The following is a 22,140-nucleotide window of genomic DNA, read 5'->3' as shown; positions in this document are numbered from 1 at the left end:
CGTCGGCCGCGCGGTGCGCCGGGACCGACGGGGGAGGGATGCCGCGGGTCCCGCGTCGCCCGGCGCGCGTGCGCCGCCATCTCGCAGAGCGGGGTCGCGGTTACCGTGGAGCGATGGCGACCCGGCTCCTCCTTCTTGCGGACACCCACGTTCCCCGGCGGGCCCGGCAACTGCCTCCGGCCGTGCGGGCCGCGGCATCCACCGTCGATCTGGTGGTCCACGCCGGCGACTGGGTCACGGTCGACGTGCTCGACGAGCTGACGGCGCTCGCGCCCGTCCTCGGCGTCTGGGGCAACAACGACGGCGACGACCTGCGCGCGCGGCTGCCCGAGGTCGCCCGGGCCGAGATCGAGGGCGTCCGCGTCGCGGTCGCGCACGAGACCGGTGCCGCGACGGGACGGGAGGGACGGATGGATGCCGCCTACCCGCACACGGATCTGCTGGTGTTCGGCCACAGCCACATCCCGTGGGACACCGTCACCCCCGGCGGTCTGCGCCTGCTGAACCCCGGGTCCCCGACGGACCGTCGCCGCCAGCCGGTGTGCACGATGATCACGGTGAGCCTGACCCGCGGAGAGATCCGCGACGTCCGGCTGCACGAGGTCCAGCGGGCGTGATGGCGGAGCCGGCGAGCCTGACCCGCGGGGACATCCGCGACGTCCGGCTGCACGAGGTCCCGCGCGTGTGATGGCGGAGCCGGCGAGACGGCGGGGTGGCTCTCCACGCGAAACGCCCGCCGCATCGCCGACCTGAGTGAACAGTGGCGACGCGACGGGCGCGACGGTGCCGGCGGGTGTCAGACGCGGCGCGACGCCGACGTCAGCGGGCACTCGAACGGGTCGCGCGCGGCGAGGCCGACGCGGTTCAGGTACGCGATGACGATGCCGTAGGACTGCCACAGCGTGGTCTCCACGTAGGGCACGTCGAGGGTGCGGCAGTGCTCCCGGACGATGGCCCGTGCACGGCTGAGGTGCGGGCGGGGCATGTTGGGGAAGAGGTGGTGCTCGATCTGGTAGTTCAGTCCGCCCATGAGCCAGGTCGCCCACCAGCCGCCGGAGATGTTGCGCGACGTGCGCACCTGCTTGCTGAAGAAGTCCAGCTTCGCGCCCGGCGCGATGACGGCCATGCCCTTGTGGTTGGGGGCGAACGACGCGCCCATGTAGACGCCGAACACGGCGAGCTGCACGCCGAGGAACGCGAACGCCATCCCGATCGGCAGGAAGATGAACACCGGTGCGACGAACACGGCGAAACGCAGGGCGAGGAGCCCCAGCTCGGTCCAGCGGCCCTTGACCTCGCCGCGCGAGAGCAGGTGACGGATGGCGAGGAAGTGGAGGTTCAGACCCTCCAGCGTCAGCAGCGGGAAGAAGAGCCAGCCCTGTCGCTTCGTGATCCAGCGGCGCAGGCCGCGCGCGCTGGCGGCATCCACGTCGAGGAACGAGATGGTGTCGATCTCGATGTCGGGGTCCTTGCCCACCCGGTTCGGGTTGGCGTGGTGACGCGTGTGCTTGGTCGCCCACCACGACTGGCTCATGCCGACGACGCCGTTGCCGATCCAGAGGGCCAGCCGGTCGTTGCCCGGGCCGGAGGCGAGGATCTGCCGGTGGTTGGCCTCGTGGGCGAGGAAGGCGACCTGGGTGAACAGGATGCCGAGGGCGGCGGCGATCAGCAGCTGGAACCAGCTGTCGCCGAGCAGGACGAAGCCGGTGATGGCCCCGCCGAAGCCGAGGACGACCGCGCCGGCGACCACGGAGTAGAAGAGGGGGGTGCGGACGAGGTATCCGCTCTCGCGCACGACCTGCGACAGCTCCGTGTAGGCCTTGGCGATCGGGGGGAACTCGGTGGTGCCGGAGTACGTCTGACGGACGGGGCCGAGTCGCGACTCGACGACAGTGGAGGCGATGAAGAGCTCCTGGGGGTTCCGGGGGTGTGGAGCCGAGGTGGCTACCCGGGCTGGGGCCCACATTACGTGCGGTCGTATGGGCCCGGCGGTATACGTCAGGCGAACTCCCAGGGGCGGGCGCGCGGTGTGCACGTCCAACGCTCGCGCTAGCCCTATCGGCGGCCCGGAGACGTCGGGCGAACTCCCAGCGGGGAGCCTGTCCCGTCCGGCGCAGGCGGACGGACGGCTCCCGAATCCCCCGGGAACAGACGCAGCCGGGGTGCCCGCGAAACGCGGTGCACCCCGGCTGCGGGGGAGCTGATGCTCAGAGGGGGCGGATGTTCGCCGCCTGCATGCCCTTGGGGCCCTGCTCAGCGTCGAATTCGACCTTCTGCGCCTCCTGCAGCTCCTTGAAGCCATTGCCCTGGATCGCGCTGAAGTGCGCGAACAGGTCGGCCGAGCCGTCGTCGGGTGCGATGAACCCGTAGCCCTTCTCGGAGTTGAACCATTTCACGGTGCCAGTGGCCATCGTGTTCTTCCTTTTTCTTCTCGGGCCGCAGGTGCGACCGTGGGCGCCGTTCCGACAAGCGCGGAGCGGACGGGGGTGACGCGCGACCGGGAGGGTCGCACGCGAGCGGTGGGGAGCGACGGGAAGGGCCGCGAGCGCACGGTGACGCCCGACGGCGGAGCGGGCCGCGTCGAGCGAGTCGTGCAGGCCGAGGTCCTCGCCGCGCGCGCCGTGGGCCTCGAAGCGGCCGTCGCGGGCGCCGACGAACCCGGCGTAGTCGGTGAAGCCGACACCGGACATGGCGACGTAGACGTCGAGGTCGGCCTGACGCCAGTCGAGGGCGCTGACGACGTCAGCGAAAGGGAGGTCGCGCGGCGGTGCCGGCGGAAGAGAGGGGGAGAACACGAAGACTTTCGGAGGGACGCGGATCGCGTCGGACGGAGGTGCGAGATCGCACAAGAAGTTGAAGGGACTTCGACAGTCGCGGCTCGGTGCTGCGCACCCGGCATCTCGACGATGAGGCGGGCGGAGGCGAAGACGGTCCCGGAATGAATACTCCACGGTACCACGGATGTGCTGAACGTCACCGGGGAATGCGGATCCCGTCACCAGGGTGTGCAGTAGGCGGATGACGGATGCCGCCGACGACGACCACTGGCTCGTGATCGACGGGCGTCGGTGGCGGCGTACGGACCCCGAGCTGTCCGAAGAGGCGGCCGACCGGCTGCGCTCCCACCTGGGCCGTGCACGGTCGGCCGTGCGGACGGCGAAGCGCGCGGACGACGACGACGCGGTCGCGGCGGCGCGCCGCCGGGTCGACCTCGCCAAGCACGGTCTCGGCGAGCGCGGCCCGCGGTGGTGGGAGGACGATGTCGCCGCTCGGCGGGCGCGCGCTGACGAGGCGCTGGAAGCGCTGGACGGCCTGGCGCCCCCGCCGCGGGAGGGGTAGTGAGGCGAGACCGTTGGACAGCCGCCCCTCCGACAGTCGGCCGCTCAGCCGCCGGACGGGTTGTCCACGGGAGCGTCGTCGGAGCCGTCGGTGTCGCCCGGGACGTCGCCCGAGGTGGGGCGGGGAATCGGGGCGTCGGCGGTCTCGAGCTCGTCGCGCTGGTCCGCGGTGTCGCTCGCGCTGGTGGTGTCGCGTCCGTCGGTCGTGTCGTCAGGTGTCGAGGTCATGGATCCACCCGACCACGGCGCCTGCCGCGGCCGCACGGCCCTTGCGTCGAAGGGTGGTCCGTGTCACGCGCAAGCCCCCGATCGCGGTCCGGACCGGCTGGAACGATGTCGGCATGTCTCGACCACCGCTCCGCGAGAAGCCGTGCGCGTTCTGCGGCCGCCCCTTCTCCGACCGCAAACGCTGGAACGGACGCGACCAGTGGGATGACGTGAAGTACTGCTCCCGCGGCTGCCGAGCCAAGGCGGCGGCGGCCCGGAGGCGGGCATGAGCGCGGAGAGCGGATCCCTGGCTGTCAGTACCGATCTCGGCCCGGAGGCGCTCATGACGACGGTCGACGACACGCACACCGGCGCGACGCCCGGTCGCGGAGAGGAGCGACGCGCATGAGCGCACGGAAGATCAAGGCCGCGCTCATCCTGGCCACGCAGCAGTTCGCGGAGCACCCCGCGTACGCCGACGACGACGTGGACGAGTTCTTCTTCGTCGAGTCCGCCCCGCGGTTCGCGAAGCTGCCCTACCACCGGCACAAGATCGTGCTGCTCGTGTCGGCGATGCGGCACACGGCCGCCCGGCTCGAAGCCGAGGGGAAGACGGTCCGCCGGATCACGCTGGACGACGACCTCGGCTTCAAGGCCGGTCTCGAGCGCCTCCTGACGACCCGCCACGTGGCCGAGCTGGTGTGGATGAGCGACCCGAACCGTCCCGTGGACGAGCGCATCGCCCGGATCTGCGCGGACCACGACGTGGACACCGACGTGCTGTCGGACGGGCTGTTCCTCACGCCGGAGGAGGAGGTCGACGGCTGGTTCGCGGAGCATCCGACCCCCCTCATGGAGGACTTCTACCACTGGCAGCGCCGGCGCACCGGCATCCTGATGGACGGCGGCACGCCCGTGGGCCGGCGGTGGAACTTCGACGCGGAGAATCGCAAGCCGCTGCCGAAGAAGGGCGTGGACATCCCCGCGCTCCCGCAGCTGGAGCCGGACGAGATCACCGCGCAGGTCATCGCGGAGGTCGACGAGCGCTTCCCCGAGCATCCGGGCGCCGCGGAGGAGTTTTGGCTGCCGGTGACGCCGGAGCAGGCACGGGACTGGCTCGACGTGTTCGTCGCGGAACGGCTCACCGACTTCGGACGCTACGAGGACGCGATGAAAGCCGACGAGCCGTTCCTCTTCCACGCGATCATCTCGCCGATGCTGAACATCGGGCTGCTGACGGTCGAAGAGGTGGTCGCCGCCGCCACGCGGACCGATGCCCCGTTGGCATCCGTCGAGGGGTTCCTCCGTCAGGTGGTCGGCTGGCGCGAGTACATGCGGGGGATGTACCGGGCCCACCCGAAGCTGGAGCACGTCAACGCCCTCCATAACGAGAAGCGCATAGAGAAGTACTGGTACACCGCGACACGGATGCCGTCGGATCTGCCGGTCCCGGTGCGCACGGTGCTGGAGCGCGTGCACCGCTGGGGCTATGCGCACCACATCGAGCGGCTCATGGTGCTCGGCAACTGGTTCCTGCTTCAGGGGTACGCGCCCCGCCAGGTGAACGCGTGGTTCCTCGCGCTGTTCGTCGACGCGTACGACTGGGTGATGATCCCCAACGTGATGGGCATGAGCCAGTTCGCCGACGGCGGTTTTGTCGCGACGAAGCCGTACGTCTCCGGTGGGGCCTATCTGCAGAAGATGGGCTCGTGGTGGCCGTCGGCGCAGGATGCCAAGGACTCGGTGTTCACGGACGCGTACTGGGAGTTCCTCGAACGCAACGAGGATGTGCTCGCCGGCAACCACCGGCTCGGTCTCGCCCTGGCGCAGATGCGCAAGCGACGCGATGCCCGGGATGGCTGACGGCCCGTTCCCGCCCCGCCGGGTGGCGGGGGAGCAGCGCGACGCCCGGGATGGCTGACGGCCCGTTCCCGCCCCGCCGGATGGTGGGGGAGCAGCGCGATGCCCGGGATGGCTGACGGCCCGTTCCCGCCCCGCCGGATGGTGGGGGAGCAGCGCGATGCCCGGGATGGCCAGCCGAGCCCATCCCGGGCATCGAGTCGTGGTTCCGCGTGCTCAGCTCTTAAGCTTGTTCAGCGCCGATCCCTTGTGGGCGGCCTTCGACCCGGACTTCTCCGACTCGACGATGTAGGCCGGGTCGTCGTCGGATGCCGTGAACTTCTGCCCGTCGTGCTGGAAGTCGCTCGTCTTCTTCTCCACGATCTCGCCCTGGGTGCGTCCCTGCGGGGTGTCCCAGCTGACCCGGTCGCCCTTCGACAGATCCTTCGACATGGTGTCCCTCTTTCTCTTCGTCGGTCTTGCTCGGTCGGTCTTGCCCGGTCGGTCTCGCCCGGTCGGTCTTGCCCGGTCGGTCGTGCTCGGTCGGTCTTGCTTGTGGTCCGTTTCACCCGGGAACCCGACCGATCCGGACGCCCACCCGTGGCGTCGTGTCCTTCTCGATCCGGTAACCCTGTCCCGCCATGCTCGCCAGGGCCGGGAACCCGCCGCGGGGGATTGACAGGGCGGCTCGACGGCGGGGAGGGGAGGCGGCGACGGTACGTGCTCGGGACCGGATGCGCAACAGCTCGATTGCGCGACCGGGCCTGCCTAGGGTCGGAGAAGGTCACCCCACCGGACCTTCGACCGCGAGGAGAGCTCATGAGCACCCCCACCACCTCCAACAACGGAGCGCCCGTCGCCAGCGACGAGCACTCCCAGAGCGTCGGAGCCGACGGCTCCATCGCCCTCACCGACCACTACCTCATCGAGAAGCTCGCCCAGTTCAACCGCGAGCGCGTCCCGGAGCGCGTCGTCCACGCGAAGGGCGGCGGCGCGTTCGGCACGTTCCGCACCACTGGGGACGTCTCGGCGTACACGCGCGCGGCGCTGTTCCAGCCGGGCGTCGAGACCGAGATGCTCGCCCGCTTCTCCTCGGTCGCCGGCGAGCAGGGCAGCCCCGATACGTGGCGCGACCCGCGCGGGTTCTCGCTGAAGTTCTACACGACCGAGGGCAACTACGACCTCGTCGGCAACAACACGCCCGTCTTCTTCGTGAAGGACGGCATCAAGTTCCCCGACTTCATCCGCTCGCAGAAGCGTCTGCCCGGCAGCCACCTGCGGGACAACACGATGCAGTGGGACTTCTGGACGCTGTCTCCGGAGAGCGCGCACCAGGTGACGTGGCTGATGGGGGACCGCGGCATCCCGGCATCCTGGCGCCACATGAACGGCTACGGCTCGCACACCTATCAGTGGATCAACGCCGAGGGCGAGCGGTTCTGGGTGAAGTACCACTTCCACACCGACCTCGGGCACAAGACGCTCACGCAGGACGAGGCCGACCAGATCGCCGGTCAGGACGCGGACTTCCACATCCGCGACCTGTACGCGGCGATCGAGCGCGGCGAGTTCCCCACGTGGACGCTCAAGGTGCAGGTCATGCCGTACGAGGATGCCAAGACGTACCGCTTCAACCCGTTCGACCTGACGAAGGTGTGGCCGCACAGCGACTACCCCGAGATCGAGGTCGGCACGATGGAGTTGAACCGCAACCCGGGCAACTACTTCGCGGAGATCGAGCAGGCGGCGTTCGAGCCGTCGAACTTCGTCCCCGGCATCGACGGCAGCCCCGACAAGATGCTGCAGGCCCGCATCTTCAGCTACGCCGACGCGCACCGGTACCGCGTGGGGACGAACTACCAGCAGCTGCCCGTCAACCGGCCGCACACGGAGGTGCACTCGTACTCCAAGGAGGGCGCGATGCGCTACGAGTACAACCCGCCCGAGGTGCCCGTGTACGCCCCGAACTCGGTGGGCGGCCCGGCGGCGGACCCGCGTCGCGCGGGGGATGGCGGCTGGCAGAGCGACGGCGAGCTGGTGCGTTCCGCGGCGACGCTGCACCCGGAGGACGACGACTGGGGCCAGGCCGGCGCACTCGTGCGCGACGTCATGTCCGCCGAGGAGCGCGACCGTCTCGTCGAGACGATCTCCGGGCACGTCGGCGGGGTGACCCGCAAGGACGTCCGCGACCGTGCGGTGCAGTATTGGAAGAACGTGGATGCCGAGATCGGCGCGCGCGTGGAGCAGGCGCTGCCTCCGCTGGAGGACTCTTCGGCGCCGGGTGAGCAGCTGAGCGAGCCCAACCCCGACGGGGACCTCGTGGGCACGGACGTCGCCGGCCGGATCTGACGGCAAAGGGCCGGGAGGGTCGTCACGGCCTTCCCGGCCTCGTGTTGTCCGCGGGGCGCGTTGAAGAGCGTTCCGTCAGCGCGGCAGCGTGAGGATCTCGGCGGCGCCGTCGGTGATCGCGACGGTGTGCTCGCTGTGCGCGGTGCGGGCGCCGGTCGCGCTGCGCAGCGTCCACCCGTCCGGGTCGGTGACGAGCACGTCGGTGTCGGCCATCACCCAGGGCTCCAGGGCCAGGAGCAGTCCGGGACGCAGCCGGAACCCGCGCCCCGGGCGGCCGATGTTGGGCACGTGCGGGTCGCCGTGCAGGGTCGAGCCGATCCCGTGCCCGCCGAACTCGGTGTTGACCGCGTACCCGGCGGCGGTGAGCACGCTCCCGATGGCGTGCGAGATGTCGCCGATGCGGTTGCCCGGCCGGGCCACGTCGATCGCGGCGGCGAGGGCGTCCTCGGTCGCGCGGATGAGCTCGGCGCTGCCCGCGGGGCGCGCCGGTCCCACGAGGAAGCTGACGGCCGCGTCGGCGGCAATGCCGTTCTTGATGACCGCGAGATCGAGGGTGAGGAGGTCGCCCGATCGCAGCACGTAGTCGTGGGGGAGGCCGTGGAGAACGGCGTCGTTGACCGCGGTGCAGATGTAATGTCCGAACGGGCCGTTCCCGAACGAGGGGGCGTAGTCGACGTAGCAGGACTCCGCGCCCGCGGCCAGGATGAGTTCCCGCGCCCAGGCGTCGATCTCGAGGAGGTTGACGCCGACCGTGGCCCGTTCGCGGAGCTCGGCCAACGTGTCGCCCACGATGGCGCCCGTCTCTCCCGCCGCGGCGAGCTGGGTGGCGTTCAAAATCTCGATCATGGGCTCGTCCTCGGTGAGGGGGGGTGGCGGTAGGGCGAAGAGCTCTACCGGTCGAAGAATACCGGTCAAAGAATACCGGTCAAACAATACCGGTAGGATAGGGTCATGATGGTTCGCCTGCCGCACACCCCCGAGGTCGTCGCGCGCGGACGTCGGCTCGGGGCCCTCCTCCGGGACGCCCGCGGTCCGCGCTCTCTCGCCGAGGTGGCGGCGGCCGCCGCGGTGTCCCCGGAGACGCTGCGCAAGATCGAGACCGGCCGACTGGTGACGCCGTCGTTCGCGACCGTCGCCGCGGTGGCCGGTGCGCTCGGGGTGTCGCTGGACGGGCTCTCGGCGTGTCTGGACGCGGAGGAGGCGGCGCACGCCGCCCGACCCGCGCGTGGCGTGGCCTGATCCCGCGCGGCCGGGCCTGCTCCACCCGCGGCACAGCGCATGCGCCGCCGATTCCGTCAGAGCGGGGCGCGGTCCTCGCGGGTGAGACGGACCCGGGATGCCACGACCCCGACGATCAGGGCACCGAGACCACCGGCCATCATGTCGCCGATGGTGTCGTCGTAGGTGACGAAGATCGCGTCGGTGATGAAGCGGTAGCCGAACCACTCCACCATCTCCCACACCGCGCTGAGGGCGAGGCCGGAGAGCGTCGCGAGCACGATGGGCGTGCGCCGCCGCCCGGTGGCGGGGACGACCCCGGAGTCCTGCAGGAGAATGAGGGCGACCGCGGCGAGCACGCCGGTGCACGCCAGGTGGACGATGAGGTCCCAGCCCGTCCATGCGCGGTACAGCTCCAGGACGTTGCTTCCGGCCGCGACGAACACGGTCACGCAGGTGATGAGGTCCAGGCCGGAGCGCAGGCCGATCATGCGCGAGAGCATGACCGCGGGCAGCGCCATGGAGAGGACGGCCGTGTCGGTGCCCGGCAGGGTGACGGCGGACACGGCGACGATGACGATGGCGACGGCTCGCACGGCGTCCGCGAGCCAGTCGGTGACGCTGCGCGGCGGACGCTTCAGGTTGGCGTAGAGCGCGCGGATCATCGTCGTCGGCCCCACCCGGGGAAGAGTCTCCCGGTCATGATGCCGACCCCGTCGGGATGCGCACGACCGCCTGCACCGGCAGATGGTCGGACGGCCAGTTGGTCCCGGTGGGACGGGGGTCGATGCCGACGGCGCGGACGCCCACGTCGGGGGAGGCCAGGACCGCGTCGATGCGTCGCGTGCCGCGGCGCGGACGGCGGTAGTTGTTGAACGTGCCCCATTCCGCGGTGCGCCGGACGGGGGTGTACGACCAGGTGTCGACGAGGTGCCCGTCGGCGAACATCTCGGCCAGCTCGGGGGAGCGGACGTGCGCGTTGATGTCCGCCGTGAACAGCAGTGGACGGGTCTCCACGGCGGCGAGGTCGTGCAGCCATTGCGCGGATCGTCGGCGGGCGCGCCGCGAGAACGCGTCGAAGTGGCTGTTGACGACGGTGAAGCGCGCGTCCGTGTCGCGGTCGCGGAAATGGGCGATGACGGCGATACGGGGGATCGTGTTGCCCCACCCGGTGGAGCCGGGCACCTCCGGGCTGTCGGAGAGGGCGACCTGCGTCCAGTCCTCGACCTCGAGGCGGTCCCGGTCGTAGAAGATGGGCGTGCCCTCGCCGTCGAGGTCCTTGCCCCGGCCGAGCCCGATGCGTCCGAACTCGGAGCCGAGGGCGTCCTGCACCCAGCGGGCCTGGTCGGGCATCGCCTCCTGCGAGCCCACGATGTGCGGGTGGTTCGCTCCGAGGAAGGTCCGCAGCCGCTGCTTGCGCAGCCCCCACCGGTCGGCGGCGGGCCAGGTGAGCCGGTCGAACCGCCGGCGGATGTTGAAGGACATGACGAGCATGTCGGGCGCGGTCACGTTGGGAAAAAGAACGGCGGACATCAGCGGGACTCCCGGGCAAGGGCGGAGACCGTCGCGAGTCGCGGGGCCGGTAGGACAGCGGGATGATCGGTGCGCATCAGCGGCACTCCCGGGCGAGGGCGGAGACCGTCGCGAGTCGCGGGGTCGCTTGAAAAGCGGGATGATCGGTGCGCATCAGCGGGACCCCCGGATCGCGGCGTGCGGGACCGGACGGTCCGTCCGCGTGAGGCGGGCACGCGCGAGACGCGCCCACCGGGCGGGTGGGATGTCCTCCGGCCAGTGGGCGAAGACGGTGCCCATGCCGCGCGAGAAGCTCTTGGCGAACCGGCCGGGGCGGACGGTCCGCCACGACACGCGCATGAGCCGCGACGAGCCGACACGGATGCGGTGGCGCTCGCCGAGGTGGTACGCCAGGTCGAGGTCGTCGTGCAGCTCCGGGTCGCGGTGGACCTGGTCGCGCACGGCGAGCCACGCGGAGCGACGGAACGCGAGGTTCGACCCCCAGAGCGGGGCGTGACCGAGGGCCGGAGCGGCGAAGGCGGTGTAGACGGTGAGGAACGCCACGGCGAGCAGCACACGCCCCCACGCGGGCCCGTCGTGGAAGACGGCGCCGGCGGTGACGGCATCCACGTCCTCCTCCCCGAAGGCGGTGACCGTGCTCGCGATCCAGGTGGGCTCGGGGATGCTGTCGGCGTCGAGCCGGAGGATGAGGTCGCTGCGGGCGGCGTCGTAGCCGGTCGCGGCGGCGGCGGGGATGCCGGGCTCCGCGCAGGGGACGACGCGCGCCCCGGCGGCACGGGCCACGTCCGCGCTGCCGTCACGGGACCCGTTGTCGACGACGACGATCTCGTCGGCGCGACGGGTCTGCGCGGTCAGGGCGTCGAGGCACCGGCGGAGGTGCTCGGCGTCGTCACGGACGGGGATGACGACCGAGACGGTGGGGCCTACGAGCACGGGGTCCTCCAGGTGAGCGGTCCTGTCACGCTAGGCGATGGAGGATCGGGTGCCGAGGCGCCTTGACGGTGCGTCCGCGGAAATGCGACGGGAAGAGTGCGCGACCGGACACGCGCCGGTCCGGGCGCGCGGGCGGATTGCATACCCTGGATGCCGTGTCCCCCCAGCCCTTTCCCACTCCGACGCCCGCCTCCTCGAGCTCCGCTTTCCCGGCCGACGCGTCCCCGCGGGTGGAGGCGCCGGAGGGAGTCCTGAACGTGGCGGCCTACCTCTTCACGGCGATCGCGGACCCGGTCGCGCTCCGGGACCCGCTGCGGGAGCGCGCGGAGGACGCCAGCCTGCGCGGCACGATCCTCCTCGCCCCCGAAGGCGTCAATCTGTTCCTCGCGGGCGCCCCGGCGTCGGTGCGGGGCTTCGTGGACGCGTTGCGCGCGGACGATCGGTTCGCGGCGCTGCAGACGAAGGAGAGCTGGTCGGACGACGTGCCGTTCGCCCGTCTGCTCGTGAAGGTGAAACGCGAGATCATCCGCATGGACCGTCCGGAGGTGCGCCCCCAGGACGGCCGCGCTCCCGCGGTGTCGCCCGAGACGTTGCGCCGGTGGCTGGACACCGGGTCGGACGACGAGGGACGCGAGGTCGTGCTCGTCGACACCCGCAACGCCTTCGAGGTCGCGTACGGCACGTTCTCGGGTGCCCTGGACTGGGGGATCGAGCGGTTCACACAGTTCCCCGCGGCGGTGAGCGCGCACCGCGACGCCCTCGTCGGGAAGACGGTCGTGAGCTTCTGCACGGGCGGCATCCGCTGCGAGAAGGCGGCGTTGCAGCTGCGGGCGGAGGGCGTGGACGCCTACCAGCTCGACGGCGGCGTCCTCGGCTGGTTCGCCGAGCAGGGCGACGCGCACTGGGACGGCGACTGTTTCGTGTTCGACGGCCGCGAGGCGCTGACCCCGGCTCTCGCGCCCGCCGTCGCGCGCTGAGGACCATTGCTCGCCGGTCCGGAGCCCCATGTGCGCGCCGCGCCGCGGCTAGCCTGGGCGTATGACGGACCCGATCCCCGCCGCCTCGCCCGCCCGCGACGACGCGCTTACCGCTGCCGCCGCTCAGGACGGTCACGTCCCCGCCGGTGCGGAGGCTGTGGACGGTGAGGCTTCCGCCGGTGCCGACAGTCCGAATCCTGACCTCTCCGTGCTCGCGACGCTGGCCGACGGCGCCGTGGTGCGCCGCGCTCGCCGTGGCGACGAGGAGGGCATCCTCGCGTGCATCCAGGCTCTCGCGGACTACGAGCGGGAACCGGATGCCGTGGAGAACACCGCCGAGATGATCACGGAGACGCTGTTCGGCGCCGACCCGCGGGCGTTCACGTTCGTGGTCGAGCGGGAGGGTGGCATCCGGGGCATCGCCGTGTGGTTCCTGACCTACTCGACGTGGACGGGGCGACACGGGATCTGGCTCGAGGACCTCTTCGTGTCGGCGGAGGACCGGTCGCGCGGCTACGGCGTCGCGCTCCTGTCCGCGCTCGCCGGGGAGTGCGTCGCGCAGGGGTATCCGCGTCTGGAGTGGACGGTCCTGGACTGGAACGAGCCGGCCATCGGCTTCTACCGCGCGCTCGGCGCGGAGGCGATGGATGACTGGACGACGCGGCGCGTGACCGGAGAGAAGCTGCGGGAGCTGGCTGCGCGGGTGTGATGGCTGGACGACCCGGCGCGTGACCGGAGACAAGCTGCGGGAGCTGGCTGCGCGGGTGTGATGGTCGGTCGACCCGGCGCGTGACGGAGGATCGACCCCACCGCGGACCCCGGCTCAGTCCTCGGCGACGATCTCGACCTTGAACCCGTTCGCGTTCCCCAGCCAGCCGGCGTAGTGCTGCGGCCCGCCCGCGTGCGGATAGCGGTCGGCGTACAGCGGCGTCCAGCCGTGTGCCGGCGCGTCGACCATGACGGCGTCGACGGACGAGCGTGGTCCGCCGTCGAACGCGAGGTGATTCACCCCGGGACGGCGGCGGTCGTGCGCCGCGTCGACGACGGTGGGGGTGGTCGTGACGGTGATGTAGGGGGTTCCCGCCGGGGCAGGGGCCCAGGTCGCGCCGCCGGGCCAGGTGGCATCCATCGTCCACCCCAGTCGCTCGAAGAGCCACGTCCACGTCGAGAGCTGGTCGGGGTGGGAGATCCAGACGTCGAGGTGGTGCAGACCGGGCATCGGTCCAGTGTGCCGGACGGGCACGGACGGGGGTTCACCGCACCGGGTCGGCGAGCACGGCACGCGCGGTGCGCTCGCCGGAGACGAGTGCGCCCTGGATCGATGCCGTGTCGCGATGGTCCCCGGCGACGTAGCGTCCGTCGCCGAGGCGGACCGGCCGGCGCGCGCGCAGCGGCGGGTCCTGCGCGGGGAGCGCGTCGGGGATGTCGTCGCGACGCAGGAGACGCCAGGCGGCGACGTCGGCGTCCCACAGGTCGGCGAGCTGGCGGCGGACGTCGGCCTCGGTCGCGGGGCCGTCCGTCCCAGGGAGGAGGCACGTCGCGTGGACGAGGTGCTGTCCGGCCGGGGCGTAGGAGGGGACCGTGCGGGTGAGCACGGACGTGTTGACGACGGGTCCGGGGCGTCGCCCCGTCCCCCCGGCCGGGAGGGGTCGTCCGTCCACGCGCAGCGCGGCGTCGTCGGAGGGGGCCTCGTCCGTGGCGAACCACCACGTCTGGAGGCCGCGCGTGCGCGGGGGTGCGAGGTCGAGGCCCGCGATCGGGGCGGCGAGGCCGGTGGCGAACACGACGGTGCGGGCGGAGACGGCATCCCCTCCCTCGATCTCGACGCGCCAGGAGCGTCCCGTGCGGTGGACTTCCGTGACCCGGTGCGACAGACGGATGCCGGCTCCGGCGCGTCGGGCCGTGGCGGCGAGCTGTGCGGGCAGCGCGCCGATGCCGTCCGCGGGCAGGCCGGGGCGCCCGAGGGCGAAGCTGCGGATGAGGAGGCGCACGAACGCGTCCGATGTCTGCTGCCGGTCGTCCGCGATGACCCCCGCGAGGAACGGCTCGAGGACGCTCTCGCGGAGGGGGCCGCGGAGTCCTGCGCGGTCCCATCCTTCGGAGAGGGGACGGTCCGGGCCGCGGGTGGCGGCCTGCGGCGCGAGGATCGCGGGGGCCGCCCAGCGGGCGAGCGCGACGAGATCGCCCGGGCACACGAGGCCGCTCCGCAGGGTCTCGATGATGCGGCCGGGGTGGCGGAGGGGGTGGGCGAGATGCGCGACGGTGGCCCGGGTCGGGGGGGTCCCGGACGACGGTTCCTGCTCAGCCGCGTCGGTGGGGCGGGCGGGGGCTCGGGGGTCCCGGGACCGTGACGGTTCCTGCTCAGCCGCGTCGGTGGAGCCGGCGGGGGTTCGGGGATCCCGGGACCGTGACGGTTCCTGCTCAGCCGCGTCGGTGGGGCCGGCGGGGGTTCGGGGGTCCCGGGACCGTGACGGTCCCTGCTCAGCCCGGTCCGTGGAGCCGCCGAGGCGGACGCCGACGGCGACGGGGAAGCGCCGCAGGTCGAGGGCGTCGATGTCGACGGCGCGCTGCACGGCGGGGTAGGCGGGGTTGAGCACGTGGAAGCCGCGGTCCAGGCGGAAGCCGTCGACGAGGTCGGTGCGTTCGCGTCCGCCGACGGCGTCTCCGGCCTCGAGGACGACGACGTCGCGACCGGCGTCCGCGAGGCGCGTTGCGCAACGGAGGCCGGCCAGACCGGCGCCGATGACGATGGTGTCGTGCGAGCTCACGCCCCGAGCCTAGAAAAGCCGCATCAGGTCACAGCAGGGGTTGCCTCGGCGGCGCCGCGCGGTCTGCCCGGGGGCGACGGTGGGGTTGTCGACCGTCCCGCGGAGCCGTCGCTCAGGTGTCGCTGAGCGCGCCCCGCGCGAGGTCGAGGGCGGTGTCGGGCGCGACGCCCAGGGTGCGCATCGTCTGCGCGAACGTGCGGGCCGCCTCGGCCGCGCGGACGGCGACGGGGTCCGAGCCCGCGGAGACGATCGTCCCCGCGCGGCCGCGCGTCTCGACGAACCCCGCCTCCTCGAGCTCCTTGTACGCGCGCGCGACGGTGTTGGCGGCCAGGTCGAGGTCGGCGGCGAGCGCCCGCACGGCGGGCAGCCGCGTTCCCGGGGCGAGTTCGCCGCTCTCGATCATCGCGATGATGCGCGAACGCACCTGCGCGAACGGCGGCAGGGGCGAGGCGGGATCCAGGGTGAGGTGCATGAGGGGAAAGGGCGGGACCCGGATGCCGTGGCATCCAGGTCCCGTCGTGATCAGGCCGAGGCTTCCTCGCGCTTGGGGAGCACCCAGCCCGGGCGCACGAAGTGGCACGTGTAGCCGTTCGGGATGCGCAGGAGGTAGTCCTGGTGCTCGGGCTCGGCCTCCCAGAAGGGGGCCTCCGGTTCGATGGTGGTGACGACCTTGGCGGGCCAGATGCCGGACGCGTCGACGTCGGCGATGGTGTCGCGGGCGACCTGCTCCTGCTCGGGGGAGAGCGGGAAGATCGCGGACCGGTAGCTGGTGCCGATGTCGTTGCCCTGACGGTTCAGGGTGGACGGGTCGTGGATCTGGAAGAAGAACGCCAGGATGTCGCGGTAGGTCGTCTTGGCGGGGTCGAAGACGATCTCGACCGCCTCGGCGTGGCCGGGGTGGTTGCGGTAGGTGGCGTGGTCGTTCTGACCGCCGGTGTAGCCGACGCGCGTGTCGAGCACGCCGGGCTGGCGGCGGATGAGGTCCTCGACGCCCCAGAAGCAGCCGCCCGCGAGGACGGCGGTCTCGGTGCCGGGGCGGCGCGTGACGGCGCCGGTGTCGGTGGGTCCGCTGGTCATGGTGTGGCTCCTTCTGCCGTGGGTTGTGCCGGGGGTGCTGCCGAAGAGGCTGCGGACGATCTTGCCGGAAAGGTTCGTGAGAAAGCTCATGACGCCTGGCTCTGGGGGAAGAGCGACAGGTAGGCGCCGTATCCCTGCGCCTCCAGCTCGCTGACGGGCACGAACCGCAGGGCGGCCGAGTTCATGCAGTATCTCAGTCCGCCGGCCTGGCGTGGGCCGTCGTCGAAGACGTGGCCCAGGTGGCTGTCGGCCCCCGAGGAGCGGACCTCGGTGCGCGTCATCCAGAGCGAGCGGTCGGTCTTCTCGACGACGGCGGCGTCGTCGATGGGGCGGGTGAAGCTCGGCCAGCCCGAGCCGCTCTCGAACTTGTCGGTCGAGGAGAACAGCGGCTGTCCCGACACGACATCGACGTAGATGCCGTCCTCGTGGTTGTCCCAGTACTCGTTGCGGAACGGCGGCTCGGTGGCGTCGTCCTGCGTGACGGCGAACTGGCGGTCGGTCAGACGGCTGAGCGCCTGCGACGTCTTCCGGTACTCCGTGCTCACGGTGTGCATCCCTTCGTCATCGACGCCCGGTGCGGGCGACACAGGGTGGAACGTCGGACGTCCGTGTTTTGGTCCCGTTTCCGGCCGTGGGGGCTGGGAGCGGGCTGTGAGTTGTGCGGGCGGGCGGGGATGGATGGCGTTGTCGGGGGGTCCGGGGACCTCGCTGATTCTCCGGGCTGTGACGGTTCGGGATGCCGCGGGCAAGCCCCCGTGGGCGGGGAGGCGCGGTCGTTGCGGTGTCTCTTCACGGTTCGGGATGCCGCGGGCAAGCCCCCGTGGCCGGGGAGGGGCGGTCGTTACGGTATCCCTTCACGTGCTTCGGGCCCTGCCCGGGCAGTCCACCGAGCTTCGGGCCCCGCCCGGACGATCATGGGAGGTCGAGCCATGCCCCGCACCATCGTCATCACCGGCGCCAGCGACGGGATCGGCGCCGCGTCGGCGCGTCAGCTGCACGACATCGGCGAGAACGTCGTGGTCGTCGGTCGCAACCCCGACAAGACGGCGCGGGTCGCGGATGCGATCGGCGCGGACTCGTTCGTCGCGGACTTCAGCGACCTGGCCCAGGTGCGCGAGCTCGCGGCGGGCCTGCTCGAGCGGTATCCGCGTATCGACGTGCTGGCGAACAACGCCGGCGGCATCTTCGGGGACCGCACGGTGACCGGCGACGGCTACGAGCTGACGTTCCAGGTGAACCATCTCGCGCCGTTCCTGCTGACCAACCTCCTCCTGGAGCGTCTGATCGGCTCAGCGGCATCCGTCATTCAGACCTCCAGTGCCGCGGCGCGGCTGATGGCGCGTTTCGACGGCGATGACCTGCAGGGGGAGCGCCGGTACTCCTCGACGACGGCCTACGGGAACGCCAAGCTCGCGAACGTGCTGTCCACGAAGGAGCTGCACCGCCGGTACGGCGACGCCGGGCTGTCGGCGGTGGCGTTCCATCCGGGGGTCATCGCGTCGAGCTTCGGGTCGACCTCGGACGGTCCGATGAAGTTCCTCTACGGGGGACCGCTGGCGCAGAAGCTCATGACGTCGACCGACGTCGGTGGGGCGCGGCTGACGTGGCTGGCGTTGGGCAAGCCCGGGGTCGACTGGGAGCCCGGTGGGTTCTACTCGAACAACAAGCCGGCGCGGACGAACAAGATCGCGGACGATCCCGCGCCCGCGCGGCTGCTGTGGGACCGCAGCGCGGAGCTGGTGGGTCTGAGCTCCTGAGGGCGGCACCGGTAGGTCTGAGCTCCGGAGGGCGGCACCGGTAGGTCTGAGCTCCTGAGGGCGGCGCCGGTGGGCTGAGCTGTGGCGGCGGCTCGGTCGCTGACTTCGGCGCCGGTTCGGGCGTCGTCCGCGGCTCTGTCGGTAGCCGCGGCTTTCTGTCGGCCCTGGTTCGAGCGGAGTGACCTCGAGAGAGGGTGCTCAGCGGACGCCGGCCCGGGGCGGTGCGACGTTCCAGCCCAGTCGCTCCAGCGCGTCGAAGAGGCGGCGGGCCTCGGCCCATGCGATGGCACCGGACTTGTCCGAGTAGACGTCGATGGCCAGCGGCGGCGGGTCGGCGAACTTGGGGATCTCCACTTCGGCCCACGCGTTCGGGGCAAGCCAGACCCGTGGTCGCGCGGTGCGGGCGTCGTCGACCGAGCCGTCCGCGGCGAACGCGATGGTGTCGAGCGCGTCGATCTTGGTGACCGGCATGTCGACGACGATGGTGACCGCGTGCAACTCCTCGGACATCGCGCACCTCCCGTTTCATCCTGACACGGCGTCAGTGAACGGGGCCGGGGATGGCGGGGTCGGATGCCGCGGGGCTGACGGGCGCGTCGGAGAGCGGCGTCGGATGCCGCGGATCCCCGCGATCGGCCCGATTGCCGACGGCGGATCGCCGGGTCGGGTGGCACGGCTCCGCCACCCCGCTGCCGGCCTCCGCCACCCCGCTGCCGGCCTCCGCCACCCCGCTGCCGGCGTCCGCCGCCCCGCTGCCGGCGTCCGCCGCCCCGCTGCCGGCGTCCGCCGCCCCGCTGCCGGCGTCCGCCGCCCCTCTGCCGGCGTCCGCCGCCCTTCTGGAGGGTCTCCTCCAGCTCGCCACCCTTTCGCCAGGCTCTGGAACCCTCCGCCACCCTTCCGCCAGGCGCCGCAATCCGCCGCCACCCTTTCGCCAGGCGCCGCAACCCTCCGCCGCCCTTCCGCCAGGCTCTGGAGCCCTCCGCCTCCCTTCCGCCAGGCTCTGGAACCCTCCGCCACCCTTCCGCCAGGCGCCGCAACCCGCCGCGGCTACTCGCTGGCAGCTCAGAATGGCGCATCTGTGGACGGCGGGGATCCCCGCCCGAGGCTGTTCTGGTCACGGTGTGCCCGCGGCTCGCCTCGGTCGTGATTCCCGCCCGGTCCGCCCCGGTCGTGATTCTCGCCCGGCCCGCCTGGAGCGCGGTTCTCGCCCGACTCGCCTCGGCGGCGGTTCTCGTCCGGCTCGCCCTGCTCCTCCGTTTCCGACTCGATGAAACGCACCGCCGGGGGATAGGCGGCGGGCTCGTCAACGTAGACCGCCCCGAGCGGAGACGTCCATTCCAGGACGCCGCCGTCGACCTGCCGCACGGACCACCCGGCGAACTGCTTCATGGAGTGATGGCGCTGGCACAGGCAGCTGAGGTTCGTGCTCGCCGTCGGACCTCCCCGGGCCCAGTCCACCGTGTGGTCGATCTCGCACCGGACCGCGGGCAGCGCGCATCCGGGCCACCGGCAGTGTCTGTCCCGGGCGCGGATGTGTCGGTCGATCGCGGCGGTGCGCTCGTAGGTGTCGGCGAAGAGGACCGCTCCGGTGATCGGGTGCGTGATCACCCGGTCCCACGGCACCAGGGTCGCCTCCGCGAGCCGACGAGCCGTCTCACCGTCGATCGGGCCGTGGCCGACGAGCTCGGCCGGGTCGTCCCGCTCTCGGCGCGGATCGAGGATCGTCATCGCCGGGACGGTGATCTGAACCTTCGCGCGGATGGCTCCCAGCGTGCTGCCGCCGCCCGCCGCGACGGGATCCGCCATCGGCGCGCCCGTCAGGAGGAGGTCGGTCAGGACGTCCGCCTGGATCTGGTCGGCTGTTCGTAAGTCCGCACCCCCGTCGGCGCCCCCGCGGGAGCTACCACCGCCGCCCTCGCCGGGTACGTCAGCGACCGCCCTGCCGGAGACCGTCCCGCGCCCCGCACCGTTTCCGCTGGCGTGGTCACCGCCGTCGCCTCCCGCATCGCCTCCACCCGGCGGCGTCCGCCGGTCGGAGGGGGAACGGCGTTCGACATCGGCGATCGCGCGTCCCATCTGCACGAGCCGGTCCTGCACCGCGACAGCGAGAGTCGTGGGCAGCACCGCGATGAGCTCGGACATCCCGTCCGAGAGAGGGATCACCCGCACGCGGCGGTCTTCGCGTGCAGTCCGGTGGCGCTCGGTCGGCGTCCGGGGATGCAGCCGGCAAGCCAGGCGCAGCAGGCGCGGTCGCACGCGCGCCGGGGTGTCGGTCGTGGCCTCGGCCGCCGCGAGGATGTCGAACTCCCCTCGCGCCTGCGGCGGGAGCGGTGCGGCGGCGTCGACGATGTCGCGGAGGTGCCGGGCGCTGATGGCGCCCGCCTCACGGGCGGCGGTGCTCACGGGGAAGTCTTCGACGAGCGTCACGGCGTGGCCGATCTGCCGCTGGATGGTGCGGTCGGAGACACCGGTGGCCGCGCCGATCTCGGCGGCGATGCTCCGTAGGACCATGTCGTGGACCCGGACGGACGACCGCTGGGCGGCGGCGACCTCTCGCGCCACCTCGCCCGCGTCGGCGAGGGCGCGTTCACGTGCGATCTCCGCAGCCGCCAGCTCCGCGTCAGCCCGGCGGATGCGCTCGACGGCCGACCGCACGGCGCCGGCTTGCTCGTCGGTGTACATCGCGGATGTCGAACGCATGTTCTAATGTTAGAGATGGACCCTGGAGCGGTGCGGTCGATTCACCCGCGTCCACCCGCGAATTCACCCGGCCCCGAGCTCGCGGCATCCACGCCCTCAATTCGAGCCTGCGGTCCTCATCTGTTCCCACGCGAAGCCCGCGGCATCCCGTTCCTCGTCCACACCCCCAACGCGCGTCACCGCGTGCGTCACAACGCGCGTCACAGCGTGCGTGACCATGCGATCTCGGTCGCGAGCTGCGCCGTCCGCTGGAAGAGGCGGACCTGCTGCGTGTCGGCGAGGACCTCGGCCAGCGTGTCGCGCTCCGCGGGGGAGAAGCCGAGCGATCGCCAGAAGGGTCCGGAGCGTCGGCTGAACAGCCAGGCGGTCCGGGCGCCGGCATCGGTGGCCCGGGCCAGAGCGAAGCGCGCCAGGTCGCCGCCCATGCCGCGTGAGCGATGAGCGGGATCCACGGCGACGCTGCGGATGAGGGCGTGTCGTCCGTCGTCGCTGAGCTCGAAGCCGGTGCTGCCGATGATGCGGTCGCCCTCGTCCAGGGCGACCCAGAGGCGCACGCCGGGAGCGCCCAGTCCACTGAGTGTGAGGTCGGCCGCCGAAAGGAACTCGCGCAGGTCCGACAGCACGTCTCCCGCGCACTCCACGATCTCCACCCGCCCACGCAACCACCCGCCCGCGACGTACTCTCGAGGGATGCCCCTCGCCTCCGCTCGCGACGACCTCGTCGCCCTCGTCGCGAATGCGCACGGCGACGGCTTCCCGGCGCTGCAGGCGCTTCCCGTCGACGCGGGAGCGCGGGAGGCGGCGGTGCTCATCCTGTTCGGCATGCTCGACGGGATGCCGAGCACGCACGAGGCCCGCGTGGGCGCGGTGCCGCGCGAGCTCGACGTCCTCCTGCTCGCCCGTGCGGCGACGCTGCGCGCGCACCCCGGCCAGGTCGCGTTCCCCGGCGGACGTCTCGACCCGGGCGACGACGGCCCCGTGGCGGCCGCGCTGCGCGAGGCGGAGGAGGAGACCGGGCTCGATCCCTCCGGCGTGGACGTCCTCGGAACGCTGGAACGGGTCCTTCTCGCCTATTCGCGACACCTGGTGACCCCCGTGATCGGCTGGTGGCGCCGTCCGTCGCGCGTGGGAGTCGTGGATGCCGCGGAGTCCGCGGCCGTGTTCCGCGCCCCGGTCGCCGACCTGCTCGCTCCCGCCCACCGCGGCGTGACCGTCCTGCACCGCGACGGGCGCGAGTGGCGCGGCCCGGCGTTCGTCGTCCCGCACCCGGGCGGGAGCCACCTCGTCTGGGGCTTCACGGCGATGCTGCTGGACGGGCTCTTCGACCGGCTGGGCTGGACGGAGCCGTGGGATGCCACCCGGGAGGTGCCGCTGCCCGACGCGGTCGCCGGCGGGGGCACCGTTCCTCCCCAGACGGGCGCCTCCTAGCTGTTGTCCACGGGTT

26 protein-coding genes are annotated in these 22,140 nt (G+C 72.1%); 10 read left to right on the top strand and 16 right to left on the bottom strand.

All coding sequences use genetic code 11. The annotated features are described in order from the left end of the window. The first annotated feature begins 113 nt into the window (after window positions 1-113). Window positions 114-617 (top strand): metallophosphoesterase family protein, encoded by a 504-nt coding sequence (locus ACO03V_RS09470; RefSeq protein WP_423137410.1) that lies wholly within the window; start codon window positions 114-116, stop codon window positions 615-617. 179 nt (window positions 618-796) lie between these two features. Here ACO03V_RS09470 and ACO03V_RS09465 read toward each other — a convergent pair whose 3' ends face one another. Both ACO03V_RS09465 and ACO03V_RS09460 read right to left on the bottom strand, forming a co-directional pair. Further along, entirely contained in the window at window positions 797-1,966 is a 1,170-nt protein-coding gene (locus ACO03V_RS09465; protein ID WP_423137409.1) for a fatty acid desaturase family protein, read from the bottom strand. Window positions 1,967-2,207: 241 nt separating this feature from the next. Beyond that, window positions 2,208-2,411 (bottom strand): cold-shock protein, encoded by a 204-nt coding sequence (locus tag ACO03V_RS09460; protein WP_026095524.1) that lies wholly within the window; start codon window positions 2,409-2,411, stop codon window positions 2,208-2,210. Between the two features lie 607 nt (window positions 2,412-3,018). Between ACO03V_RS09460 and ACO03V_RS09455 the strand changes: the two genes are divergently transcribed. Next, window positions 3,019-3,339, top strand: coding sequence for a biopolymer transporter Tol (locus ACO03V_RS09455; RefSeq protein ID WP_423137408.1), 321 nt, complete (start codon window positions 3,019-3,021; stop codon window positions 3,337-3,339). Between the two features lie 44 nt (window positions 3,340-3,383). Here ACO03V_RS09455 and ACO03V_RS09450 read toward each other — a convergent pair whose 3' ends face one another. Next, window positions 3,384-3,566, bottom strand: a complete 183-nt coding sequence (locus tag ACO03V_RS09450) for a hypothetical protein (RefSeq protein ID WP_423137407.1) — start codon at window positions 3,564-3,566, stop codon at window positions 3,384-3,386. A 113-nt stretch (window positions 3,567-3,679) separates the two neighbouring features. On the opposite strand from ACO03V_RS09450, the gene ACO03V_RS09445 reads away from it, so the two are divergent. Next, window positions 3,680-3,835, top strand: a complete 156-nt coding sequence (locus ACO03V_RS09445; RefSeq protein ID WP_423137406.1) for a DUF2256 domain-containing protein — start codon at window positions 3,680-3,682, stop codon at window positions 3,833-3,835. Window positions 3,836-3,950: 115 nt separating this feature from the next. Then, a complete protein-coding gene (locus ACO03V_RS09440) occupies window positions 3,951-5,408 on the top strand; it encodes a cryptochrome/photolyase family protein (protein WP_423137405.1) in 1,458 nt (485 codons plus the stop codon). A 213-nt stretch (window positions 5,409-5,621) separates the two neighbouring features. Here ACO03V_RS09440 and ACO03V_RS09435 read toward each other — a convergent pair whose 3' ends face one another. Then, a complete protein-coding gene (locus ACO03V_RS09435; protein WP_367727234.1) occupies window positions 5,622-5,837 on the bottom strand; it encodes a DUF2945 domain-containing protein in 216 nt (71 codons plus the stop codon). Window positions 5,838-6,203: 366 nt separating this feature from the next. Here ACO03V_RS09435 and ACO03V_RS09430 point away from each other — a divergent pair, with 366 nt between their 5' ends. After that, complete coding sequence (locus ACO03V_RS09430) at window positions 6,204-7,733, top strand: catalase (RefSeq protein ID WP_423137404.1); 1,530 nt, start codon at window positions 6,204-6,206, stop codon at window positions 7,731-7,733. A gap of 75 nt (window positions 7,734-7,808) precedes the next feature. Here the strand turns inward: ACO03V_RS09430 and map are convergent, their stop codons facing one another. Continuing rightward, entirely contained in the window at window positions 7,809-8,579 is a 771-nt protein-coding gene (gene map / locus ACO03V_RS09425) for a type I methionyl aminopeptidase (protein ID WP_423137403.1), read from the bottom strand. A 108-nt stretch (window positions 8,580-8,687) separates the two neighbouring features. Between map and ACO03V_RS09420 the strand changes: the two genes are divergently transcribed. Then, the gene (locus tag ACO03V_RS09420; protein ID WP_423137503.1) at window positions 8,688-8,972 is read left to right on the top strand and encodes a helix-turn-helix domain-containing protein; all 285 of its coding nucleotides are present in this window, start codon (window positions 8,688-8,690) and stop codon (window positions 8,970-8,972) included. 56 nt (window positions 8,973-9,028) lie between these two features. On the opposite strand, the gene ACO03V_RS09415 is transcribed toward ACO03V_RS09420, so the two are convergent. The 3 genes from ACO03V_RS09415 to ACO03V_RS09405 all read right to left on the bottom strand — a co-directional run bounded on the left by ACO03V_RS09415 (window position 9,029) and on the right by ACO03V_RS09405 (window position 11,417). Then, complete coding sequence (locus ACO03V_RS09415) at window positions 9,029-9,631, bottom strand: hypothetical protein (RefSeq protein WP_423137402.1); 603 nt, start codon at window positions 9,629-9,631, stop codon at window positions 9,029-9,031. Between the two features lie 19 nt (window positions 9,632-9,650). Then, complete coding sequence (locus ACO03V_RS09410; RefSeq protein ID WP_367727230.1) at window positions 9,651-10,460, bottom strand: endonuclease/exonuclease/phosphatase family protein; 810 nt, start codon at window positions 10,458-10,460, stop codon at window positions 9,651-9,653. Window positions 10,461-10,637: 177 nt separating this feature from the next. Continuing rightward, on the bottom strand, window positions 10,638-11,417 hold the full coding sequence (locus ACO03V_RS09405; RefSeq protein ID WP_423137401.1) for a glycosyltransferase family 2 protein: 780 nt from the start codon (window positions 11,415-11,417) through the stop codon (window positions 10,638-10,640). A 155-nt stretch (window positions 11,418-11,572) separates the two neighbouring features. On the opposite strand from ACO03V_RS09405, the gene ACO03V_RS09400 reads away from it, so the two are divergent. Both ACO03V_RS09400 and ACO03V_RS09395 read left to right on the top strand, forming a co-directional pair. Continuing rightward, entirely contained in the window at window positions 11,573-12,394 is an 822-nt protein-coding gene (locus ACO03V_RS09400) for a sulfurtransferase (protein ID WP_423137399.1), read from the top strand. A gap of 235 nt (window positions 12,395-12,629) precedes the next feature. Further along, a complete protein-coding gene (locus ACO03V_RS09395; RefSeq protein WP_423137502.1) occupies window positions 12,630-13,103 on the top strand; it encodes a GNAT family N-acetyltransferase in 474 nt (157 codons plus the stop codon). 114 nt (window positions 13,104-13,217) lie between these two features. Here the strand turns inward: ACO03V_RS09395 and ACO03V_RS09390 are convergent, their stop codons facing one another. The 5 genes from ACO03V_RS09390 to msrB all read right to left on the bottom strand — a co-directional run bounded on the left by ACO03V_RS09390 (window position 13,218) and on the right by msrB (window position 16,784). Further along, complete coding sequence (locus ACO03V_RS09390) at window positions 13,218-13,613, bottom strand: glyoxalase (RefSeq protein ID WP_423137398.1); 396 nt, start codon at window positions 13,611-13,613, stop codon at window positions 13,218-13,220. 34 nt (window positions 13,614-13,647) lie between these two features. Beyond that, on the bottom strand, window positions 13,648-15,162 hold the full coding sequence (locus ACO03V_RS09385) for an FAD-dependent oxidoreductase (RefSeq protein ID WP_423137397.1): 1,515 nt from the start codon (window positions 15,160-15,162) through the stop codon (window positions 13,648-13,650). Between the two features lie 112 nt (window positions 15,163-15,274). Continuing rightward, complete coding sequence (locus ACO03V_RS09380) at window positions 15,275-15,634, bottom strand: GntR family transcriptional regulator (protein WP_387054490.1); 360 nt, start codon at window positions 15,632-15,634, stop codon at window positions 15,275-15,277. Window positions 15,635-15,684: 50 nt separating this feature from the next. Then, on the bottom strand, window positions 15,685-16,239 hold the full coding sequence (gene msrA, locus ACO03V_RS09375) for a peptide-methionine (S)-S-oxide reductase MsrA (RefSeq protein WP_367727630.1): 555 nt from the start codon (window positions 16,237-16,239) through the stop codon (window positions 15,685-15,687). 86 nt (window positions 16,240-16,325) lie between these two features. Further along, window positions 16,326-16,784 (bottom strand): peptide-methionine (R)-S-oxide reductase MsrB, encoded by a 459-nt coding sequence (msrB, locus tag ACO03V_RS09370; RefSeq protein WP_367727215.1) that lies wholly within the window; start codon window positions 16,782-16,784, stop codon window positions 16,326-16,328. Between the two features lie 384 nt (window positions 16,785-17,168). On the opposite strand from msrB, the gene ACO03V_RS09365 reads away from it, so the two are divergent. Next, the gene (locus tag ACO03V_RS09365; RefSeq protein WP_423137396.1) at window positions 17,169-17,996 is read left to right on the top strand and encodes an SDR family NAD(P)-dependent oxidoreductase; all 828 of its coding nucleotides are present in this window, start codon (window positions 17,169-17,171) and stop codon (window positions 17,994-17,996) included. Window positions 17,997-18,194: 198 nt separating this feature from the next. Here the strand turns inward: ACO03V_RS09365 and ACO03V_RS09360 are convergent, their stop codons facing one another. From ACO03V_RS09360 to ACO03V_RS09350, 3 genes are all read right to left on the bottom strand, one after another. Further along, entirely contained in the window at window positions 18,195-18,506 is a 312-nt protein-coding gene (locus ACO03V_RS09360; protein ID WP_367727169.1) for a hypothetical protein, read from the bottom strand. Between the two features lie 552 nt (window positions 18,507-19,058). After that, complete coding sequence (locus ACO03V_RS09355) at window positions 19,059-20,696, bottom strand: DUF222 domain-containing protein (RefSeq protein ID WP_423137395.1); 1,638 nt, start codon at window positions 20,694-20,696, stop codon at window positions 19,059-19,061. A 200-nt stretch (window positions 20,697-20,896) separates the two neighbouring features. Further along, entirely contained in the window at window positions 20,897-21,346 is a 450-nt protein-coding gene (locus ACO03V_RS09350; protein ID WP_423137394.1) for a GNAT family N-acetyltransferase, read from the bottom strand. Between the two features lie 40 nt (window positions 21,347-21,386). Here ACO03V_RS09350 and ACO03V_RS09345 point away from each other — a divergent pair, with 40 nt between their 5' ends. Then, a complete protein-coding gene (locus ACO03V_RS09345; protein WP_423137393.1) occupies window positions 21,387-22,124 on the top strand; it encodes an NUDIX hydrolase in 738 nt (245 codons plus the stop codon). Window positions 22,125-22,140 lie beyond the last annotated feature (16 nt).

Source organism: Microbacterium sp. HMH0099, assembly GCF_049384025.1.
In the GTDB taxonomy this organism is placed as follows: Bacteria; Actinomycetota; Actinomycetes; order Actinomycetales; family Microbacteriaceae; genus Microbacterium.
Note: the sequence above shows the minus strand (reverse complement) of the source record. Positions and strands in the feature narration are given on the sequence as shown.

What these genes read in the sequence shown, in the direction of transcription:
- msrA (WP_367727630.1), bottom strand. Translation starts at nt 16,239, where the DNA reads ATGACCAGCGGACCCACCGACACCGGCGCCGTCACGCGCCGCCCCGGC.
- ACO03V_RS09435 (WP_367727234.1), bottom strand. Translation starts at nt 5,837, where the DNA reads ATGTCGAAGGATCTGTCGAAGGGCGACCGGGTCAGCTGGGACACCCCG.
- ACO03V_RS09390 (WP_423137398.1), bottom strand. Translation starts at nt 13,613, where the DNA reads ATGCCCGGTCTGCACCACCTCGACGTCTGGATCTCCCACCCCGACCAG.
- ACO03V_RS09465 (WP_423137409.1), bottom strand. Translation starts at nt 1,966, where the DNA reads ATGTGGGCCCCAGCCCGGGTAGCCACCTCGGCTCCACACCCCCGGAAC.
- ACO03V_RS09365 (WP_423137396.1), top strand. Translation starts at nt 17,169, where the DNA reads ATGCCCCGCACCATCGTCATCACCGGCGCCAGCGACGGGATCGGCGCC.
- ACO03V_RS09430 (WP_423137404.1), top strand. Translation starts at nt 6,204, where the DNA reads ATGAGCACCCCCACCACCTCCAACAACGGAGCGCCCGTCGCCAGCGAC.
- map (WP_423137403.1), bottom strand. Translation starts at nt 8,579, where the DNA reads ATGATCGAGATTTTGAACGCCACCCAGCTCGCCGCGGCGGGAGAGACG.
- ACO03V_RS09380 (WP_387054490.1), bottom strand. Translation starts at nt 15,634, where the DNA reads ATGCACCTCACCCTGGATCCCGCCTCGCCCCTGCCGCCGTTCGCGCAG.
- ACO03V_RS09420 (WP_423137503.1), top strand. Translation starts at nt 8,688, where the DNA reads ATGGTTCGCCTGCCGCACACCCCCGAGGTCGTCGCGCGCGGACGTCGG.
- ACO03V_RS09470 (WP_423137410.1), top strand. Translation starts at nt 114, where the DNA reads ATGGCGACCCGGCTCCTCCTTCTTGCGGACACCCACGTTCCCCGGCGG.
- ACO03V_RS09455 (WP_423137408.1), top strand. Translation starts at nt 3,019, where the DNA reads ATGACGGATGCCGCCGACGACGACCACTGGCTCGTGATCGACGGGCGT.
- ACO03V_RS09450 (WP_423137407.1), bottom strand. Translation starts at nt 3,566, where the DNA reads ATGACCTCGACACCTGACGACACGACCGACGGACGCGACACCACCAGC.
- ACO03V_RS09460 (WP_026095524.1), bottom strand. Translation starts at nt 2,411, where the DNA reads ATGGCCACTGGCACCGTGAAATGGTTCAACTCCGAGAAGGGCTACGGG.
- ACO03V_RS09360 (WP_367727169.1), bottom strand. Translation starts at nt 18,506, where the DNA reads ATGTCCGAGGAGTTGCACGCGGTCACCATCGTCGTCGACATGCCGGTC.
- ACO03V_RS09445 (WP_423137406.1), top strand. Translation starts at nt 3,680, where the DNA reads ATGTCTCGACCACCGCTCCGCGAGAAGCCGTGCGCGTTCTGCGGCCGC.
- ACO03V_RS09355 (WP_423137395.1), bottom strand. Translation starts at nt 20,696, where the DNA reads ATGCGTTCGACATCCGCGATGTACACCGACGAGCAAGCCGGCGCCGTG.
- ACO03V_RS09345 (WP_423137393.1), top strand. Translation starts at nt 21,387, where the DNA reads ATGCCCCTCGCCTCCGCTCGCGACGACCTCGTCGCCCTCGTCGCGAAT.
- ACO03V_RS09440 (WP_423137405.1), top strand. Translation starts at nt 3,951, where the DNA reads ATGAGCGCACGGAAGATCAAGGCCGCGCTCATCCTGGCCACGCAGCAG.